Consider the following 19,310-nt stretch of genomic DNA (forward strand, 5'->3'; position numbering starts at 1 on the left):
TGCAGATTAAGCTGGCAACTCCACCAGTTTGCGTTGCCACGCTGACGTAGCAAGCTCCCAGAATGCGGCGACTTCGGTCGCCGTTGTCATTTCCAGTCCGAGAAATTCTGCGGCCTTGTGCAATTCGTCGAGCGGGCGAGTGAGATCCAGGGCCTGCGCGCCGTTTTGCTTGGACAGTTTTTCTCCGTCCGTATGTCTGACCAGCGGCACGTGCAAATACGACGGCGTCGGATAGCCGAGCAAGCGTTGCAGATAGATTTGCCGCTCGGTTGACTCCAGCAGGTCGGCGCCGCGCACGATGTGCGTCACGCCTTGCTCGGCATCGTCGACGACAACCGCCAGTTGATAAGCCCAGAAACCATCCGCGCGTTTCAGGACGAAGTCTCCGGCCTCACTGGCCAGATGCTGGGTTTGCCATCCCAGCCAACGATCCTCGAAGCCTATTTCTTCACCATCCTGCCCTTGATCCGGTACGCGCACACGCAATGCGCGTGCGATCTTGCCAGGCGCCAGGCCGTTGCGGCAGGTGCCGGGATAAATGGCTGCGCCATCCGCAGCGACACCCAGCCGGGAATCGGCGATCTCTTTGCGGCTGCAGCCGCAGGCGTAAACATGCGTACCCAACCGGTCGCAGGCATCGCGATAATGTTGCTTGCGTTCGCTCTGTACCAGCACGGGCCCATCCCAGCGCATGCCGAACACATGCAGAGCAGCTTCGATGTCCTGTGCTGCACCAGCGACCGTACGCGCTTCGTCGATGTCTTCGATGCGAAGAAGCCACTGTCCCTTATGTACGCGCGCGTCCAGATAACTGGCCATGGCGGCTACCAGCGAACCGGCGTGCAGCGGGCCGGACGGCGAAGGGGCAAAACGGCCGACGTAAGGGGGAGATGCGGGGGAGGCAGATTTCATGGAATAACGGGACCCAGCAGCGAGTCCTGGATTGCAGGTTGCGACAGTTGGTGGAGGAACCATTTTAGTGACTTCCCCTGATCGGCCTTGGGCCAGGCCACGAGGAAGTTTTCATGCGGTTTGCTCATGATGGTTTGTTTCTCGATCAAGGCGCCGTTGTCGAGGTAGTGCTGCGCCCAGAAACGCGGCAGATGGCCGCAGCCCAGTCCGGCCAGTTGCGCCCGGAGTTTGTCGTCGACGCCCGGTACGGTCAGCGTTTCCTGACCGGCCAGCAAGCCCATGGTGATGCCGGGATTGCTGCGGCTGCTGTCGCCGACGGCCACGGCGCGATGCTGGCGCACCAGTTCGGGTGAGAGCGGTTCCGGTGCATCGGCCAGTGGATGGTCCGGCGCCACCGCAAAGGCCCAATCGACCACGCCCAGCGGGCGTGTCTGGAAACGGCCGCTGGTGCGCACGATTTCCGGCCCGTCCAGCGTGGCGCCGATGACCAGGTCGGCGCGCCCGGCCATGAGTTCTTCCCAGGTGCCGGACAGCACGCCGGGGACGAAGCGTAATTTCGTGCCGCCGGCCTCGCGGTCGAAGGCCGCGATCAGTGGCAGCATTTTGGCGAAAGGGATGATGCTGTTGAGGACGATGCGCAATTCGCTCTCTCGGCCGGTGGCGGTGCGTTTGACGCGCTGCTCCAGGTCGTCGGCGGCATGCAGCAGATGGCGGCCTTCGGTCAGCAGCTCCAGTCCGGCTGCCGTCAGTTTGGCGCGATGGCCGCGGCGGTCGAACAGCAGCACATCGAGGTCGTCTTCCAGTTTGCGCACGCTATAGGTCAGCGCCGACGGCACGCGGTCAAGCGCCAGCGCGGCAGCAGCGAAGCTGCCCTTGCGGTCGATCATGTCGAGAATTTGCAGGGCTTCCAGCGTGAGATTCATGCAGTGAGAACAGGCAGAAGAGGTGTGTTGGAAAGCTTGTTTAAATTTTTTGAATGATATGTCTGAATTGGCAGGCTTATCTCGGTGAGAGCAAGTGGATATAGTGTAGTGCACACACAGAAAATTTGTACAAACGCCCGAAAATTTCCCATTGGGACTGCCAAAAGAAGTTATTCTTTTCCAGCTTCTTCTGCAGTTCTCCCGTTAGTACAGGCGTCAGTTTTTCCTCTCACCCCAACAAGGAAACCAACATGAGCAAAGTCGCTATCGTTTATCACTCCGGCTACGGCCACACCAAGAAGCAAGCTGAAGCCGTGCAGGCAGGCGCCGCCTCCGCTCCCGGCGCTACCGTTGATCTGATCGCCATCAGCGCCGAAGGCAATATCACCGATGCCGACTGGGCCACGCTGGATGCAGCCGACGCCATCATCTTCGGCTCGCCGACCTACATGGGCTCCGTGTCCTGGCAATTCAAGAAATTCGCCGACGCCAGCTCCAAGCCATGGTTCTCGCAAAAGTGGAAAGACAAGATCGGCGCGGCTTTTACCAACTCGGCCACAATGAACGGCGACAAGCTGTCGACCCTGCACTACCTGTTTACGCTGGGCATGCAGCACAGCATGGTCTGGGTCGGCACCGGCCTGATGCCTGCCAACTCCAAGGCGGCGCAACGCAATGACATCAATTTTGTCGGTTCTTTTTCCGGTCTGATGGCGCAAAGTCCATCGGATTCCTCGCCGGAAGAAGGCCCGCTGCCTGGCGATCTGGAAACCGCCAAACTGTTCGGCAAGCGCGTTGCTGAAACTGCGGCCCAGTTCAAGAAATAAGTTTTACGCTTCCCATGCAAAAAGCCCACCTTTCGGTGGGCTTTTTGCTTATGTGCACACTAAAGCGAGAGCGACTCAGGCAGCAGCACCTGTACTCGGCGCCGTAGCCGACGCTGCCGCAGCCAGTTCAGGGGCGCAGTGAGGGCAGGATTTGCCGGGCACATAGGCCGGCGACAATTGCTCGCGCGGCGTCACCACGGCGCGGCAGGCAAAGCATTGTGCGGTTTGTGTTTCCTGTAATTGCGGATTGAGCGCGGTGCGGTAGTCGAAGACGAAACAATCGCCCTCATAATGTGCGCCGCCGACTTCTTCAAAGTACTTGAGAATACCGCCTTCGAGCTGGTAGACGCTGTCGTAGCCGATATTTTGCATATGGATGGCAGCTTTTTCGCAGCGGATGCCGCCGGTGCAGAAGGTCACTACGGTCTTGTCGTTCAGCTCGTCTTTATGGTCGGCGATGACTTGCGGAAACTCGGTGAATTTCTCGATGCGGTAATCGATGGTGTTTTCAAACGTGCCGACGTCGACTTCAAAGGCGTTACGCGTATCGACCATGACCACCGGCTTGCCGTTGTCGTCATGACCCTGATCGAGCCAGCGCTTGAGCGTTTTTGCTTCGACGAAGGGGGCGCGGCCTTCTTCCGGCTTGATCAGCGGATGCTTCATGGTGATGATTTCGGCCTTGAGCTTGACCAGCATGCGGTTGAACGGCTGGTGCTCGGAAAAACTTTCCTTGACCTGAATGTCGGCAAAACGCGCGTCAGCGCGCAGCCAGGTCAAAAAGGCGTCAATGTCGGCGCGCTTGCCGGCCAGAAACAGGTTAATGCCTTCCGGGCTCAGGATGACGGTGCCGCGCAGCTTGTGTTGCTGGCAAAACTCCAGAAACACCGGGCGCTTTTCAACGGTGTCATTGAAGGTGATGAATTTATAGGCCGCGATGTTGACATACGAATTGGCGGTTTCTTGCATTTGTTGCATGGTGATATTGCCTAAGTCTTTGAATTAACAGCATTATAAACGCCCCGCGCCTATTCTGCGCCGCCGGCGTGCGGCAATTTGCGGGAAGCATGATGCAAATCAAATGGTCCGGTGCGCTACTTATTCGCGGGTATGGTGTTGCTTCGTGTTTTCCAATCGTAAATTCCATCTGAGCCGCATGTCACGACACGGTAAAATATCGTCCTATGACTACACCGCAATTCGTTCATCTTCGACTCCATTCCGAGTATTCCATTGTTGACGGCCTGGTCCGCATCGACGATGTTGTCAAAGCAGCAGCAAAAGACGGCCAGGCGGCGCTGGCGATCACCGATCTGGCCAACCTGTTCGGCATGGTCAAGTTCTACAAAGGTGCGCGCGGCAAGGGCGTCAAGCCGATCGCCGGCTGCGACGTCTGGATCAGCAACGACGACGACCGCGATAAGCCGTCGCGCCTGCTGCTGCTGGTCAAGAACCATCATGGCTACCTGCAGCTGTGCGACCTGCTCAGCAAAGCCTGGCTTACCAACCTCCATCGCGGCCGCGCCGAGATCCGCCCCGAGTGGCTGGAACAATTGCGCCACGAAGAAGGCGGCAATGGCCTGATCGCACTTTCCGGCGCGCATTTTGGCGACGTCGGCATCGCCATCGAGAACGGCAATGTGCCAGCCGCTGAACGTTGCGCCCAACGCTGGAGCGACTACTTTCCCGGCGCGTTTTACGTGGAAATCCAGCGCGCCAATCAGCCCAACATGGACATCCAGGTGCGCCAGTCGGTTGCCCTGGCGGCGCGTCTCGGCCTGCCGGTGGTGGCGACGCATCCGATCCAGTTCCTGTCGCAGGAAGAATTTATCGCCCACGAAGCGCGTACCTGTATTGCCGAAGGAGAAATTCTGGCGAATGCGCGCCGCGTGCGCCGCTTCAACGACCAGCAGGATTTCAAATCCCAGGCCGAGATGGCGGAGTTGTTCGCCGACTTGCCGGGCGCCGTACAAAACACCATTGAGATCGCCAAGCGCTGCAACCTGACGCTGACACTGGGCAAGCCGCAGTTGCCGAATTTCCCGACGCCGGACGGCATGACCATCGACGACTTCCTCGTGGCGGAAACCAAGCTCGGTCTGGAAGCGCGCCTCAAGCATTTGTTCCCGGACGAAGCGCGGCGCGAGAAGGAACGCCCACGTTATGAAGCGCGCCTGAAGTTCGAGAACGACACCATCATCAAGATGAAATTCCCGGGCTACTTCCTGATCGTGGCCGACTTTATTCAGTGGGCCAAGAACAACGGCGTGCCGGTCGGTCCAGGCCGGGGTTCGGGCGCAGGCTCTCTCGTGGCGTATTCGCTGTCGATTACCGATCTGGATCCGCTGCAATACAACCTGCTGTTCGAGCGCTTCCTCAATCCTGAGCGGGTTTCCATGCCCGACTTCGATATTGACTTTTGCCAGGAAGGCCGCGACCGCGTCATTCAGTACGTGAAAGATCGCTACGGCAAGGAGGCGGTCTCGCAGATCGCCACCTTCGGCACCATGGCGGCCAAGGGCGCGGTGCGCGACGTCGGCCGCGTGCTCGATCTGGGCTACAACTTCTGCGACGGCATTTCCAAGCTGATCCCATTCAAACCGGGCAAGCTGGTGACGCTGGCCGATGCCATCGAAGAGGAGCCGCTGCTCAAAGAGCGTCTCGAAAACGAAGACGAAGTGAAGCAACTGATGGGCCTGGCGCAACAGGTCGAAGGCATCGCCCGCAACATCGGCATGCACGCCGGGGGCGTCTTGATCGCCCCGGGCAAGCTGACCGATTTCTGCCCGCTGTACACGCAGGGCGGCGACGCCGGCGTAGTGTCGCAGTACGACAAGGACGACGTTGAAGCCGTCGGCCTGGTGAAGTTCGACTTTTTGGGGCTGACCACGCTGACCATCCTCGATCGCGCGGTGCGCTACATCAAGCAGCTCGATCCGAACATGGCCGATTTCGATCTGGCCAAGCTGCCGCTGACCGATCGCGCTTCGTACGACCTGCTGACCAAGGCCAAAACGGTCGCCGTGTTCCAGCTTGAAAGCCGCGGCATGCAAGGCATGCTGAAAGATGCGCGTCCCGACCGCTTCGAAGACATTATTGCGCTGGTGGCGCTGTACCGTCCGGGTCCGATGGACCTGATTCCCGATTTCTGCAAACGCAAGCACGGCGAAAAGTTCGATTATCCCGATCCGCGTACCGAAGGCATTTTGTCCGAAACCTACGGCATCATGGTGTATCAGGAGCAGGTGATGCAGATGGCGCAGGTCGTCGGCGGCTACTCGCTCGGCGGCGCCGACTTGCTGCGCCGCGCGATGGGTAAGAAAAAAGCCGAAGAGATGGCGGAGCATCGCAATATCTTCCGTGAAGGCGCCGCCAAGGACGGCTTGTCGCAAGAGAAGGCCGACGAAATCTTCGACTTGATGGAAAAGTTTGCGGGCTACGGCTTCAACAAGTCGCACGCCGCTGCTTACGCACTACTGTCTTATCACACCGCTTTCCTCAAGGCCCATCACCCCGCAGCGTTCATGGCAGCCAACTTGTCGCTCGCCATGGACGACACCGAAAAGATCAAGATCCTGGTCGAAGATGCACTCGATGTCTGCGGCCTGGGTTTGTTGCCGCCTGACATCAATTTGTCCGACTACCGCTTTACGCCGGTCGGCGAACCGGGCAAGAAGGCCATGCAGATCCGCTACGGCCTCGGCGCCGTCAAGGGCTCCGGCCAGAGTGCGATCGAAGCCATCATCGCCGCGCGCCAGCAAGGCGGCGCGTTCAAGGACTTGTTCGATTTCGCCAAACGTGTCGACAAGAAGCAGATCAACCGCCGCACCGTTGACTCGCTTATCCGCGCAGGCGCTTTCGACTGCTTCGGCGTGGACCGCGCGATCCTGCAGGCATCGGTCGGCCTGGCCTGGGAAAACGCCGAGCAGCTGGAAGCCTCTGCCAATCAGGTGAGCCTGTTCGGCGGCGACGACAGCGACCTCGAAACACCGCTCGAGTATGTGGAAGTGCGTCCCTGGACCGACAAGCAACGCCTGACCGAAGAGAAGACCGCGCTCGGCTTCTACCTTTCCGGCCATCTGTTTGACGCCTATGAGAAAGAAGTGCGCCAATTTGTGCGCACCAAAATTTCCAGCCTTGAACCTTCACGCGATCCGCGCTCGCTGGCCGGCATCATCACCGGCATCCGCGTACAGATGACCCAGCGCGGCAAGCTGCTGATCGTTTCGCTCGACGACGGCAGCGGCACGGTCGACGTCACCGTCTACGGCGAACTGGCCGAGCCGAACAAAGCTTTCTTCAAGGAAGATGAATTGCTGATCGTGCAGGGCAAGGTATCGGAAGACCGTTTCAACGGCGGCCTGCGTATCTCCGCCGAGAAAGTCATGGATATCGGTGCGGCGCGTATTCAGTATGGGCAACGGGTGGTAGTGTCGCTGAACAAGAGCATCGATCCGGCGTATCTGCGGGACACCTTGTCAACATACCGTCAGGAGCAAGGTTTACCCTTCGTCATGAAGTACGTCCAGTCGGGCGTTGAATGCGAAGTCATGCTAGGTGAAGCGTGGCGTGTGGTACCCAGCGATGGATTGCAAGTAGCGTTAAAAGAGTCGCTGGGGCAAGAGGCTGTTGCGGTTGAGTACTAAATAGAGATGAGCACAATAACAAAATGAACCGAGTCAACGTACCTGCCGGGATCGTCTGGGTCTCTTTTTCTATTTTTTTCTGTTTTTCGTTGTTGTTCAACAAGATCGGAAATATAAGTTTCTATGTCCTCATGTTGCTTGCGCTGGTACATGCATGCAGTTTGAAACGTACTGACAAAGCATTTCTCCGTGAATCGTGGAAGCAATATCAATGGATCTATCTGGCTTGCACCGGAACTGCCATTGCCATTCTGATTAACGAGATTTCCCACGGCGACGTAAATATACGTTCGTACGACAATGCGTCAAGGATGGCTCTGCTGGGAGTTCTCACCTGGGCTGCTCTGCTGATGCCTATCAATTACATCCGAAGCTTGCGCTGGACTTTTGCAGTGGGAACCATACTTGCAACGATCAAGTTATGTATCAGTACGGATTTTGGTCATTCACGAGTAGGTCTGATCGATTTTGTTCCAATTATTGCGTATTCGCAATTGAGTTTGTTGATGGCGATATTTGCGCTGCTCTCTATCATCTGGATGCGTAACACTGCAATATTCAAAATCATTCTGCTGTCTGCTACCGGCGTAATCGGGCTCTACAATATTTATATCTCTCAGACCAGAGGAGCCTGGATTGCTATTCCTGTCTTCGTTATTCTCGCGTGCATGGCTTTTTCGAAGCAGAGGCGTATCACTAAAACAATCATGTGGTCTGTGGTGATCGCGGCACTGTTGACTGGTTTTTTCAGTACAACAAATATTGTTCGTTCCAGAATTGATCAGGCAGCCAGCGATATTCATCTTTATTCAGAGAAGAAAAATCTCGACACATCAGTCGGAACGCGTTTTCAGTTATGGAATGCGTCATGGGTTCTGTTCAAAGAAAATCCATGGTTTGGCGTGGGACGAGGCGGTTTTTCAAAAGCTTTGGTGAATTTGTCGGATCGCAAAGTACTGACCCCAGAAGCGGCAACCTATCCACACTCGCATAACGAAGTTCTCTATAACATGGCAATCTTGGGCGTGTTTGGTCTTCTGGGAATCTTGGCTATTTATCTGGTCCCGATTTTTTACTTTGCCCGTGAAATGCGACACCAGGATCGTCAAATAAAAGCTACTGCGGCAATGGGGCTGAGCCTTTGTCTGGGTTATTTGATTTTTGGATTGGTCGATGTCATGTTCATGTGGAGAGTTTGCGATATTTTCTATGCAATGGCCATTGCGCTGTTCCTGGCTTTTATCGTCCGGCGAAAAGAAGAATTGCAACATGCTTGACATTGTGGCGACGCGACTTGATAAGAGTTCGGTGAACAGCGTAGTTCGGAATCAATTTGTGCTGACTGGATTGTCGTCATGCCAGACCAGTTAATTTCGAGAGATGCGCTGCGAAGCGCCGATAAGATCTTGTTTGTTACCCATCTCGCACTGGGTGACTTTACCTATATGGAAAGTTGTTTCAAGGCTTTTCACAAGACTTACCCACATATACAGATTGATATCTGGGTTGATGAACTCAGGCGGTCTTATGATTTTCGTCAATGGACAGCACTCAGAAAGTATTCGCTCTTTGATTGGCTGGAGACAAGTCCTTGTTTCAACAAGATTTATAAAGATACTTATAGCCCGTTTGTATTTGCACGTTCATTGCGAGAGGCAAAGAAGCAGTCTTATCCAATTGTTGTATCGTTCGCACTTTCGCGCCGCACGTTTTATGCGCGTCTGGTCCGTAAGATCAACCCTCGCGCGACGACGGCAGCCATCGTGAAACGTTATAAATCGTATGATCTGCTTAAGCGTCATACTTTTGAAAGTCTTGATGCCAGGCTTGTCGACTATCCGGTCGGCGCAATCCATGTCAGCGATATATACGCGGCATGGTTTCAGCAACTGTTCGGTCTGGACATCAGTGCTGAAGACCGCTTTCCGCAGATGATCTTGCCCGACATGTGGCGTGCGGAAGCTTTGCAGCGCTTATTGCAATGGGGGATTGGCGATAAAAAGGAGCGCAAGATTCCTTTGGTATTCGTCAATGCGTTTTCCAAGCAGGACGAACGCTCTTGGTCAGTCGAGAAGGCGTTGGATCTGATCGCCACCATGCAAAAAACAGAGGCGTGGAAGCACAGTGCTTATGTTCTCAATACAGTGCCGGAGAAATGGGCTGAAACTAAAGCAATTCTGGAGCGTAGACCAGATGCGTCCGACGTGTTCCTGTTTAGTGCGAGCGACAATTTTTTTCAATTGCCGGCAATGCTGAATCAATGCGACTTAGTCATTTCAGTAGAAACAGCCGTCATGCATCTAGCGAATGCGGTTCAGGTTCCGGTTGTCGCTCTGATGCGGCAATTGACCCCGGAATGGGTGCCGATAGACAAACAACATAGCCGCGTCGTGATGACGGAGCAGCGTGATGATTGGGTGGAAGAGATTAGTCTGGATCGGGTAATCGAAGCCTTGCCCGATCCAGTTGATATGAAATGGTAGTTGTTCTACCTGAACCTAAAATTATTTTTCCAGGCGTTTTTCGTCCATCCACCCTTTTACCACTTCCAGCACCGCCGCCGGCGTAATGGCGCGCATGCAATCGCATGTCATCTTGTCGCGTCGGCTGCAGCCTTCGCAGCCGCTTTCCGCCAGGCAGAGATTGCTGGCGCGCCGGCCGATTGCGGCCCAGCGGCCGGGGTGCATGGGGCGGGTCGGTGGGAACAGGCCGAGCGTGCGCTGGCCGATGGCAGCTGCGAGATGCAAGGGGCCGGTGCCGCTGGCAATCAGCCCGTCGGCCTGATGGATGAAGCTGGTCAACTGCGCCAGCGTCTGGGTGCCGCTGATGTTGGTCACGTTGGGCAGCGCAAGCAGTTCCGGCACATTGGCTTTCAGCCATTCGCCTTCTCCCGCGCTACCTGTCAGCCAGATGTGCACCTCTGGCCGCGACGCCAGCTGCCGAGCCAGTTCCACATACGATTCAATCGGCCATTCCCGGCCGTGGCCGTTCGATTTGGTATGCAGAATTAGGTTAAACGCGTAAGGTTTGAGATGCGCGGTGCTGGCCGCATCGTCCGGAATGCTGAAGTGATAGAACGAAGGGATTTCGGCGCGATCTGGGATATGGTTGTCGCCGTAAGGACGTAGGAACTCGAAATTGATCTGCGCTTCGTGGTTTTCGGATAAGCCCTTGCTGAAACGCACGCGGCGATTGCAGTAAATCAGCTGATACACCTTTTGCCGAGCATTGCCGATACGATGACGGATGCCGGCACGGAATGAGGCAATCGCCAGCGAACGGTCCGGTTGAGCCAGGATGACCGTGTCGATGTCCGATCGTTTCAGGTAACCGATCAGATCGTTTTCGATGCTTTCAATTTCAACGACATCGTCGATGTCATCGCAGTATCGCACCACCTCTGCCGCATAGGCGCGGCACAGCAGCGTGATCTTGACGCCGGGATTGAGCTGCTTCAGACGCGCCGCCATAGGCAGTGTCAGGATAACGTCGCCGATGTTGTCCTGGCGGCTGATGAGTATATGTTTGCTGGTGATGGGCATTTCTATCGGCAGATCGGGTAGCGTTGTTCAGTAGTGACGTGCAAGGCTTACTTGGCGGCGCGCTTGCGCAGATAGCGGATATACCACTTCAGGCTTTCCAGCGGGCGTCCCTGGCGATACATGAAGCGCGAGTGCATGCGCATTTCCTTGGTGTTCTTCGGTTCCGGATCGAGCGGCATGTCCGACCATGGCGTCAGCGACAGGTACTTGCGGAACAGGTGGCGCGCATCGTGGCCGCTCCAGTCGGTCCATGGCTTGACGGCGCCGGCAAAGTGGACGAACACGGCCTTGCCGACCGGGCGCAGGGCAAACTTGTTGACGTTCAGGTCGTGAATCAGGTCATACAGATAATTCCAGCGCGGCGAGATATAACGCGCGCGGCCGTCGAGGACGATGTTGAGTGCATCCTGATCGTTGAAACGCATGTCGGTCTTGCTGTCGAGCAGCGCATCCAGCGTTTGCTGCGTGATGTCTTCGCTGATCCATTTTTCGATGTTGATGAAGATTACGCCGCCGTTGAAGTATTGATTGTGCTTCAGGCCCAGTGCGGCGACCCGGCGTTGCAGTGTGACCGGCGCATCCGGCACCACCACGGCGATGTCCTGGCTGATGTCCATGTCGACCATTTCGTCGAGCTTGTTGACGCACAGGATGTCGGCGTCCAGATACAGCACGCGGTCGGTTTGTCCTCTGAGTACGGTCGGGATCACCAGGCGGGTGAAGATCGACAGCGAGTAGTGCGAGTGGCCGAGAAAGTGCGAAAACTGCGTGAACGACGCCAGATCCAGCAGGTGCAACTGTGTGCTGACCGCATACATTTGTTCCAGCTGTTTCAGGCGGCGCTGATGATCTTCGGACACTTCAAACGCCAGCACGTGGAAAGTGAAATGTTGCCCGGGGTTGTTGTCGATGATGGAGGCGATCGTGCCGCCCATCGCACGGAAGTAATTGTTGTCCACGCAGAAAGCGATGTGAAAGGAGGGCTTGCCGTTGCTGCCCACGGCAGGTGTGGTTCCTTGCGCTGCTTGCAGATTTGCAGCTTGATTCATAGCTTGATTCACAGGTTGATTCATTGCATGGCTTTCATGACTTGTTCGACGGTGACGGCTTTGACCCAGTCGCCGCGGCTCGGAGCCGTGATGACGGTGCTGTTGGCGCGGTCGATCGGGACCCACTCCGGATTCTTTTGACGCATCAGCGCAATCACCGGGACATGCACGGCATTGGCCAGATGCATGACGGCGGTTTCCACCGAAATGATCAGATCGCATTGCTCCAGGATTGCCGGTAGCTGGAAGAAGTTCTCTTCAGCGCTGAACAGCTCAGTGCGTTCCAGCTGATAGCTGCTGATCACCTGGCGTGCGTGCGCCAGTTCTTGCGGGACGGCATTGACGATGAAGCAGCTGTCGCGCCACTTGTCCTGCTTTTTCATGGCGATGATCAGTTCGGCGACATGCTCCAGCGGCCAGCAGCGTTTCCTGGTTTTCGCATAAGGGTTGATGAAGATCAGTTTCCCCTGATTGCCTTCCGTATTTCTAAAACCCCACGCAGCCAGTTTCTCCTGTGCGTACTGCCGCCATTGCGGCGGGATGTCGACAAACGGAAAACGCTCCGCCGCGCTGACTTCCAGTCCGCTGAGCTGGTGGAACCAGTGCGCATAGACGTCGCTGATGTGCTGTGGATTGCTGCGGTCGACGGTATAAGGCGGAATTGCCGCATTCAACTTGCGATAAGCCAGCTGATGATGCGGCTGGTAGAACTTCACGCGCTTCTTCATGCCGATGACCAGTCCGCCCGGGCTGATGCTGCGCGCCAGCGCGGCGTACAGATGCGGACGCAGGGTCGCCAGCGAGACGACGATAGGGTAGTGCTCTTGCTGCGCTTCTGCGATCGATTCCTGATACAGCGACGGGCTGTAGGTGCGGGTGTAGATCTTGTTGAAGAACGGGCAGGCGGCGACCCAGTCGTACAGCGAGTATTTTTGCAGATGCTTCCATTGCGATTCGTCACTGGTGCGGCGCACTTCATCTACCCACAAGTCCACTTTCAGATGTGGATTGGCGCGCTGGAAAGCCTGGAAGAAGTTCTGCAGATAAGTGAAATCTCCCAGCGCCAGATGGGCGATGAACAGGATCTTGTCCGACTTTTTCAGCAACTCTGCTGGAATGAGTGTCTGGGGCATGGTTGATTTTTTCTCTGATGCTTCGCTATGTTCTGTTCTTCTGTATTGTTGCCGGCCGGATGGCCTCAGGCCGCCTGCTGCGAGAATTGTAAACGGTAGAGATTGGCGTACACGCTTTCGTTGGCCAGCAACTGCGGATGGCTGCCGACTTCGACGATCTGGCCGTGCGACAGCACGACGATGCGGTCGGCGCGTTCGATGGTCGACAAACGGTGTGCAATCACGAAGGTAGTGCGGCCTTCCATCAGGCGATCCAGGGCTGCTTGTACTGCGCGTTCGGATTCGGTATCGAGCGCCGAGGTGGCTTCGTCGAGGATCAGGATGGGCGCATCCTTGTAGATCGCGCGGGCAATTGCTACGCGCTGGCGCTGGCCGCCGGACAGGCGCGAACCATTGTCGCCGATGCGGGTTTCCAGACCTTCCGGCATGCCTTCCACGACATCAGTCAGATGCGCGGCAATCACCGCCGCGCGTACGCGCCCGGCATCAGGTTGCGCATCGCCATAGGCGATATTGGCGGCCAGCGTGTCGTCGAACAGCACGGTGTTCTGGCTGACCATGGCGATTTGCTGGCGCAGGCTGGTCAGCGAAATCGATTCGATCGGTTTGCCGTCGAGCAGGATCTCGCCGCCTGTTGCGGAATAGAAGCCGGGGATCAGACTTACCAGCGTCGACTTGCCGCCGCCGGACATGCCGACGAAGGCGATGGTTTCTCCCGGCTGCACGTTCAGATTGATGTTCTGCAATGCCAGCTGCGTGTGGCCGGGATAGGAGAAATTCACATTGACCAGATCCAGCTTGCCGGTACTGCGCGCCGGCAGCATTTCGCCGCCGGTGCGCTCAATCGGCTTGTCGATCAGGATATAGACTTCTTCCGCCGCCGCCATGCCGCGTTGCAAGGGGCCGTTGATTTCTGCCAGTTGCTTGAGCGGCGCCAGCAGCATCAGCATCGCCGTGAGGAAGGAGACGAAGCCGCCGACGGTGATCTGGCCGTTGCCGGACTGGATCAGCGCCATCACGATCACGATCGCTACTGCGCAGGCCGTCATCAGTTGTGTGATCGGCACCGTCGCGGAAAACGCGGTGGTCATGCGCATCGTGTAGCGGCGCAGGTTTTCGGCGCGCTCATGGAAGCGGCCTTTTTCGTAGTCGTGGCCGCCGAAGATCTTGATCACTTGTTGCGCGCGGGTGGTTTCTTCAATGACTTGCGTCAGTTCGGCATTGACGGCCAGCGAATCGCGGTTGAGCTTTTTCAGGCGTTTGCCGGTGGTGCGCACGACTACGGACACCAGCGGCAACAGCACCAGTGTGACGATGGTCAACGCCCAGTTCAGATACAGCAGCCATGCCAGCAGGCCCAGCACCGTCAGTGCCGAGCGCACGATGGAGGTGAACACCTTGGTCACCATGTCGATGATCTGCTGCACTTCAAACATCATCGAATTGATTACCTTGCCGACCGTATTGGTGGCGTAAAAGTTGACCGGCAGATCCAGCATGCGCGCAAACATCTGGCGGCGCAGTTCATTGAGGATGCGCGTCGTCACCCAGGTCATCATGTATGAGCTGGTGAAGGTCGCAATGCCACGGATGAAGAAAATACCGATCACCGCCACCGGCACCAGCCACAGCGAGAAGGTCGGCTTGCCGACAAAACCTTTGTCCAACAGCACCTGAAAGATGTAGGGCACGACCGGTTCGGTCGCCGCCGTGACGATCATGGCGAGAAACGCTATTGCCAGACGCTTTTTGTGAGGCCAGTGCAGAGCGGCGAGGCGCTTCATATTGTGGGACAAAAACATGTTGTTCCTTACTGATTGCTGCAATTGAAAATGCGATGGGCGATCATGCCACGGCTATTCGCTGACGGGGCCGCTCATTGGGCCCTGTCGGTAGGTTCCGGCAACCCGCAAAACCCCTGAATGCGCCTGCAAAAGCGCAGCCAGGCCGCAAATCGGAGAAACCGCACATTGTAATGCAAGGGCCGGGTGAATTGACCTGCGCTGCATGTAAAGCAGGCAGGAATAAATTTGTCTGAAAGGCAACTTTTCTGGCCGTATTTTTAACCGTGCGGCAGCGCTCAGCGGCGCACCAGCGCAATCAGGTATTTGCAGGCCTTGGCGCCCGGATTGGTAAACACGCAATCCATCGGCGGCCCGAGCTGGAGACAGTCGCCCGGATTGAGCTGATGCTCCTGTTCGCCTTCGCGGAACAGCAGGCGGCCTTCGACCATCAGGATCTGTTCATGCTGGAAGGTAAAGGCGCTGGCCGGATAAGGGACGCTGACCTTGGGCGGTAAGACGATTTCCAGCAACTCCAGCATGCCGCCGGCGGGTGGTGACAGGGTGCGGCGGGTATAGCCGGTTTCGGGATCGGTCCAGACGTTCTGATGCGCATGCTGGTTCAGGCGGTTGCCATTCTGTTCCGCCAGCGACAGCAGCATCGACAGCGCCAGTCCGAACGCGCCCGACAAACGGCCCAGCACGGTCGCCGTGGGACTGGCCTCGCCGCGCTCGATCTTGCTGATCATTGCCTTCGACACGCCGGAGCGCTCGGACAACTCCGCCAGCGACCAGCCTCTGCTTCCACGTTCGATCTTGATACGGGTGGAAATGGCCTGGGTGGGGTCTTCTGCGATGAGGGCGTGAGAGGTATTCAAGCGTATGAAAGATCGATGTCGGTAAGGCTCGGATTATAACCGTTGCACCTGGCCGGGGAAACTCGGGAAAGCTTGTGCACCACGACCGGGCTTGATCCGGATCAATGTGGGGCATCTTTATTTAGTCTAAAAAATATGAAAAATAATCTTGCATAGTGTATTTTTGTCCAATATAGTAAACGACAGATAAATAGAAAAAACACGATTCAGTCGCATCCGTGCGCTGAATTGCATCAGCCGGTTTCGTTTGCAGCAACAAGAAAAGCATTCACTATCGAGGAGACGGGATGTCCAAGGAAATCCATTTCAACGCGTTCGACATGAACTGCGTTGGTCATATTCAGCAAGGCTTGTGGCGCCATCCGCGCGACCGTTCCGCCGATTATCGCGACATCCACTATTGGATGGACTATGCGAAAAAGCTGGAGCAAGGTTTGTTCGACGGCATCTTCTTCGCCGACGTGGTCGGTGTCTATGATGTATACGCCGGCAACCCGGACGCCGCCATCCGCGGCGCCGTGCAGGTGCCGGTCAATGATCCGACCATGCTGATTCCGGCTATGGCGGGCGTGACTACCCATCTCGGTTTCGGCGTCACCAGCAACCTCGTGTATGAATCGCCGTTCCTGTTTGCGCGCCGCATGTCAACGCTGGATCACCTGACCGGCGGCCGCGTCGGCTGGAATATCGTGACCGGCTATCTGGACAGCGCCGCGCGGGCGATCGGACTTTCCGGCCAGATGGCGCACGACGACCGCTACGATCTGGCGGATGAATACATGGAACTGGTCTACAAGCTCTGGGAAGGCAGTTGGGAAGACGGTGCGGTGCAAGTCAATCGCGCCGACGGTTTCTACGCCGATCCGTCCAAGGTGCACGTCGTCCATCATCGTGGACGCCAGTATCAGGTCGACGCCATGCATCTGTCGGAGCCGTCCCCGCAACGCACGCCGGTGCTGTATCAGGCCGGCTCGTCCACACGCGGTCGCCAGTTCGCCGCCACGCACGCCGAGTGCGTCTTCGTCAACGGCCAGAGCAAGGATGGCGTCAAGAATATCGTGGACGATATCCGTACACAGGCGGTGGCATTGGGACGCGCCGCCGCCGACATCAAGGTCTTCCTCGGTGCCACCATCATCACGGCCAAAACCGAAAGCCAGGCCAAGGAAAAATTCGCCGAGTATCAACGCTACGTCAGCTCGGAAGCGGCGCTGGTGCACGCCGCCGCTTCCATGGGCATCGACTTCGCCAAGTACGACATGGACGAACCGATCGAAACCGGCAAGAGCCAGGCGATCGTCTCCAACGTCGAAGCCATGACACGCAGCGCCGGTCCGCAATGGACCAAGCGCAAGCTGCTGGAACAAATGACGCTCGGCAGCCGCCAGCAACCGCTGGTGGGATCGGCGGAGCAGGTGGCCGACGCATTGATGGGCTGGTCGGAGCAGGCCGGTGTCGACGGTTTCAACCTGTCGCGCACCGTCGTGCCGGAGTGTTTCGACGACATCATCGAGCTGGTGGTGCCGATTCTCCAGGAGCGCGGCGTCTACAAGACTGCTTACAAGCAGGGGCCGCTGCGCGAGAAGCTGTTCGGCACGGCACGTCTGCCGGGCAGCCACAGCGCCAATCAATACCGGATTCACCCGAAGCCGTAAAGCTGGGCAAGCAAAAGCAAGGCCCGTTCTCTCGTTCAATGATTCTGCCGGCACACCGTCTAGCGACGATGTGCCGCAGGAGAGCGTACGCCCAGAGATTCAGGCATCAGATTTCAATCGAGCAGTCCGTTCCACCGGTTCCACCATAGAGAAGGCCCGTCATGATCGATAAAGCCATTTTTCGCGAAGCGATGTCCAGCTTCGGCGCCGCCGTCAACGTCATCACCAGCGACGGTCCTGCAGGCCTGGCCGGATGCACCGTATCCGCCGTCTGCAGCGTCACCGACGAACCGCCGACGCTGATGCTCTGCATCAACCGCGATAGCCGCAACAATGCCATCTTCAAAGAGAACGGCGCCTTGTGCATCAACGTGCTGTCGGCCAGCCAGCAGCAACTGGCGGTCCTGTTTTCGAGCAAGGGCGTTGACGTCAAGGAACGCTTCCTCTCGGCTGACTGGGAGCGCCTTGAAACCGGTGCGCCGGTGCTGGTCGATGCGCTGGTCGCGCTCGATTGCAAGATCGACTCGGTATCGGAAGTCGGCACCCACAGCGTGTTCTTTTGCTCGGTGCAGACAGCGCGCAGCAACAAGGGCATGGAGGCGCTGATTTATCTGGGCCGCAATTTCCATCGCCTGCCGACAGCGCTCGCGGCCTGACAGGACTGAGTACGCAATTGAACGCAAAATCACCCGACTGCACATCCACCGGCGCACCCATCATGCCGTCTCACCAGGCCACGGCGCTGCCCGGCAAGATGCGTTCCCTGTTCATCTTGCTGCTATGTGAGATCGGCGCGATGGCGGTGTGGTTTTCTTCCGCCGCAGTGGTGGCGACCATCAAGCGTACCCAGGTTATCCCGGCACTGGATCAGGCTCTGCTGACCAGTTCCGTGCAGTTCGGCTTTGTCGCGGGTACGGTGATCAGCGCCTTGCTGTCACTGGCCGACCGCTATGATCCGCGCCGCCTGTTCATGGTCTCCGCGCTGGTTGCAGCAGCGGCCACCGGTTTGCTGGCGCTGATGCCGCCGGTCGGACCTGCGGTATTCCTGTTGCGCTTTATCACCGGCATGTGCATGGCCGGCGTGTATCCGGTCGGCATGCGGCTCGCGGTGACGTGGGCGCAGCGTGACATGGGTTTGCTGATCGGCTTGCTGGTGGGTGGACTGACTTTCGGCTCGGCCAGTCCGCATTTGCTGGCGGCCCTGGGGGGCATCGAGTGGCGCACGATTTATGCGACAGCTGCCGCGTGCGCGGCATTGTCCGGTCTGGGCATTCTGTTCTGCGGGCTTGGTCCTAACATGGCGCGCAGCAGCCGTATCGACTTCAACTACATGGCCCAGGCCTGGCGCCATCCGGCGATTCGCCTGGCCAACCTCGGTTATCTCGGACATATGTGGGAGCTGTACGCCATGTGGGCCTGGCTGGCTGCTTTTCTGGCGGCGAGTTTTGCGGCGGCGGGCATGGCGCGTGCGGATCACTTCGCCAGTCTGTGGACGTTTGCCGCGATCGCCGTCGGTGCTATCGGCGCCGGCGGCGGCGGTTGGCTGGCGGATCGCTTCGGACGCACCACGCTGACCATCGCCGCGATGGCAACCAGCGCCTGCTGTGCGGTGCTCATTGCTTTTCTGTTCGGCCTGACGCCGTGGCTGGTGGTGCCGGTGGCGCTGATCTGGGGCATCTCGGTAATCGCCGACTCGGCCCAGTTCTCCGCCAGCGTCGCCGAACTGGGTGATGCCTCCATGACAGGGACGCTGCTGACGGTACAGACCTGTGCCGGATTTCTGCTGACGCTGGCGAGCATTCATCTGGTGCCGGAAGCGGTGGCATGGGCAGGCTGGCGCGCCGGTTTCTGCATGCTGGCGGTCGGGCCTGCACTCGGCTGCCTCGCCATGTATCGCCTGCGCTTGCGGCCGGAAGCAATGCGGCTGGCCAACGGAAAAAGATAGCAACGAAACCTAGCCCCAA

The 19,310-nt window shown here is 57.6% G+C and carries 15 protein-coding genes; 7 read left to right on the plus strand and 8 right to left on the minus strand.

The window, feature by feature from the left end; all coding sequences use genetic code 11:
• Window positions 1-6 precede the first annotated feature (6 nt).
• Both gluQRS and AC1RN6_RS22650 read right to left on the minus strand, forming a co-directional pair.
• The gene (gluQRS, locus tag AC1RN6_RS22645; RefSeq protein ID WP_493007720.1) at window positions 7-912 is read right to left on the minus strand and encodes a tRNA glutamyl-Q(34) synthetase GluQRS; all 906 of its coding nucleotides are present in this window, start codon (window positions 910-912) and stop codon (window positions 7-9) included.
• Window positions 909-1,835, minus strand: a complete 927-nt coding sequence (locus AC1RN6_RS22650) for a LysR family transcriptional regulator (protein WP_493007721.1) — start codon at window positions 1,833-1,835, stop codon at window positions 909-911. The genes gluQRS and AC1RN6_RS22650 overlap by 4 nt, the downstream gene beginning before the upstream one ends.
• Before the next feature lie 251 nt (window positions 1,836-2,086).
• Between AC1RN6_RS22650 and AC1RN6_RS22655 the strand changes: the two genes are divergently transcribed.
• Window positions 2,087-2,662: a flavodoxin family protein gene (locus tag AC1RN6_RS22655; RefSeq protein ID WP_493007722.1), complete on the plus strand. Its 576-nt coding sequence runs from the start codon at window positions 2,087-2,089 to the stop codon at window positions 2,660-2,662.
• 75 nt (window positions 2,663-2,737) lie between these two features.
• Here the strand turns inward: AC1RN6_RS22655 and AC1RN6_RS22660 are convergent, their stop codons facing one another.
• Window positions 2,738-3,640 (minus strand): sulfurtransferase, encoded by a 903-nt coding sequence (locus AC1RN6_RS22660; protein WP_493007723.1) that lies wholly within the window; start codon window positions 3,638-3,640, stop codon window positions 2,738-2,740.
• 206 nt (window positions 3,641-3,846) lie between these two features.
• Here AC1RN6_RS22660 and dnaE point away from each other — a divergent pair, with 206 nt between their 5' ends.
• The 3 genes from dnaE (at window position 3,847) to AC1RN6_RS22675 (ending at window position 9,791) form a co-directional block, all read left to right on the plus strand.
• On the plus strand, window positions 3,847-7,308 hold the full coding sequence (gene dnaE, locus AC1RN6_RS22665; protein WP_493007724.1) for a DNA polymerase III subunit alpha: 3,462 nt from the start codon (window positions 3,847-3,849) through the stop codon (window positions 7,306-7,308).
• Between the two features lie 23 nt (window positions 7,309-7,331).
• Entirely contained in the window at window positions 7,332-8,585 is a 1,254-nt protein-coding gene (locus AC1RN6_RS22670; RefSeq protein ID WP_493007725.1) for an O-antigen ligase family protein, read from the plus strand.
• A 78-nt stretch (window positions 8,586-8,663) separates the two neighbouring features.
• The gene (locus tag AC1RN6_RS22675) at window positions 8,664-9,791 is read left to right on the plus strand and encodes a glycosyltransferase family 9 protein (RefSeq protein ID WP_493007726.1); all 1,128 of its coding nucleotides are present in this window, start codon (window positions 8,664-8,666) and stop codon (window positions 9,789-9,791) included.
• Window positions 9,792-9,812: 21 nt separating this feature from the next.
• Here AC1RN6_RS22675 and AC1RN6_RS22680 read toward each other — a convergent pair whose 3' ends face one another.
• The 5 genes from AC1RN6_RS22680 to AC1RN6_RS22700 all read right to left on the minus strand — a co-directional run bounded on the left by AC1RN6_RS22680 (window position 9,813) and on the right by AC1RN6_RS22700 (window position 15,691).
• Window positions 9,813-10,850: a glycosyltransferase family 9 protein gene (locus AC1RN6_RS22680; RefSeq protein ID WP_493007727.1), complete on the minus strand. Its 1,038-nt coding sequence runs from the start codon at window positions 10,848-10,850 to the stop codon at window positions 9,813-9,815.
• A 47-nt stretch (window positions 10,851-10,897) separates the two neighbouring features.
• Window positions 10,898-11,899: a glycosyltransferase family 8 protein gene (locus tag AC1RN6_RS22685; protein ID WP_493007728.1), complete on the minus strand. Its 1,002-nt coding sequence runs from the start codon at window positions 11,897-11,899 to the stop codon at window positions 10,898-10,900.
• A gap of 20 nt (window positions 11,900-11,919) precedes the next feature.
• A complete protein-coding gene (locus AC1RN6_RS22690; RefSeq protein WP_493007729.1) occupies window positions 11,920-13,032 on the minus strand; it encodes a glycosyltransferase family 9 protein in 1,113 nt (370 codons plus the stop codon).
• Between the two features lie 65 nt (window positions 13,033-13,097).
• Entirely contained in the window at window positions 13,098-14,834 is a 1,737-nt protein-coding gene (msbA, locus tag AC1RN6_RS22695; RefSeq protein WP_493007730.1) for a lipid A export permease/ATP-binding protein MsbA, read from the minus strand.
• A gap of 278 nt (window positions 14,835-15,112) precedes the next feature.
• Window positions 15,113-15,691, minus strand: a complete 579-nt coding sequence (locus AC1RN6_RS22700) for a helix-turn-helix domain-containing protein (protein WP_493007731.1) — start codon at window positions 15,689-15,691, stop codon at window positions 15,113-15,115.
• A gap of 287 nt (window positions 15,692-15,978) precedes the next feature.
• Here AC1RN6_RS22700 and AC1RN6_RS22705 point away from each other — a divergent pair, with 287 nt between their 5' ends.
• The 3 genes from AC1RN6_RS22705 (at window position 15,979) to AC1RN6_RS22715 (ending at window position 19,291) form a co-directional block, all read left to right on the plus strand.
• On the plus strand, window positions 15,979-17,346 hold the full coding sequence (locus AC1RN6_RS22705) for an LLM class flavin-dependent oxidoreductase (RefSeq protein ID WP_493007733.1): 1,368 nt from the start codon (window positions 15,979-15,981) through the stop codon (window positions 17,344-17,346).
• Between the two features lie 161 nt (window positions 17,347-17,507).
• A complete protein-coding gene (locus AC1RN6_RS22710; RefSeq protein WP_493007734.1) occupies window positions 17,508-18,002 on the plus strand; it encodes a flavin reductase in 495 nt (164 codons plus the stop codon).
• Between the two features lie 62 nt (window positions 18,003-18,064).
• A complete protein-coding gene (locus AC1RN6_RS22715) occupies window positions 18,065-19,291 on the plus strand; it encodes an MFS transporter (protein ID WP_493007735.1) in 1,227 nt (408 codons plus the stop codon).
• The last annotated feature ends 19 nt before the right edge of the window (window positions 19,292-19,310 follow it).

This window comes from Herbaspirillum sp. GW822-FHT03A08 (genome assembly GCF_058801885.1).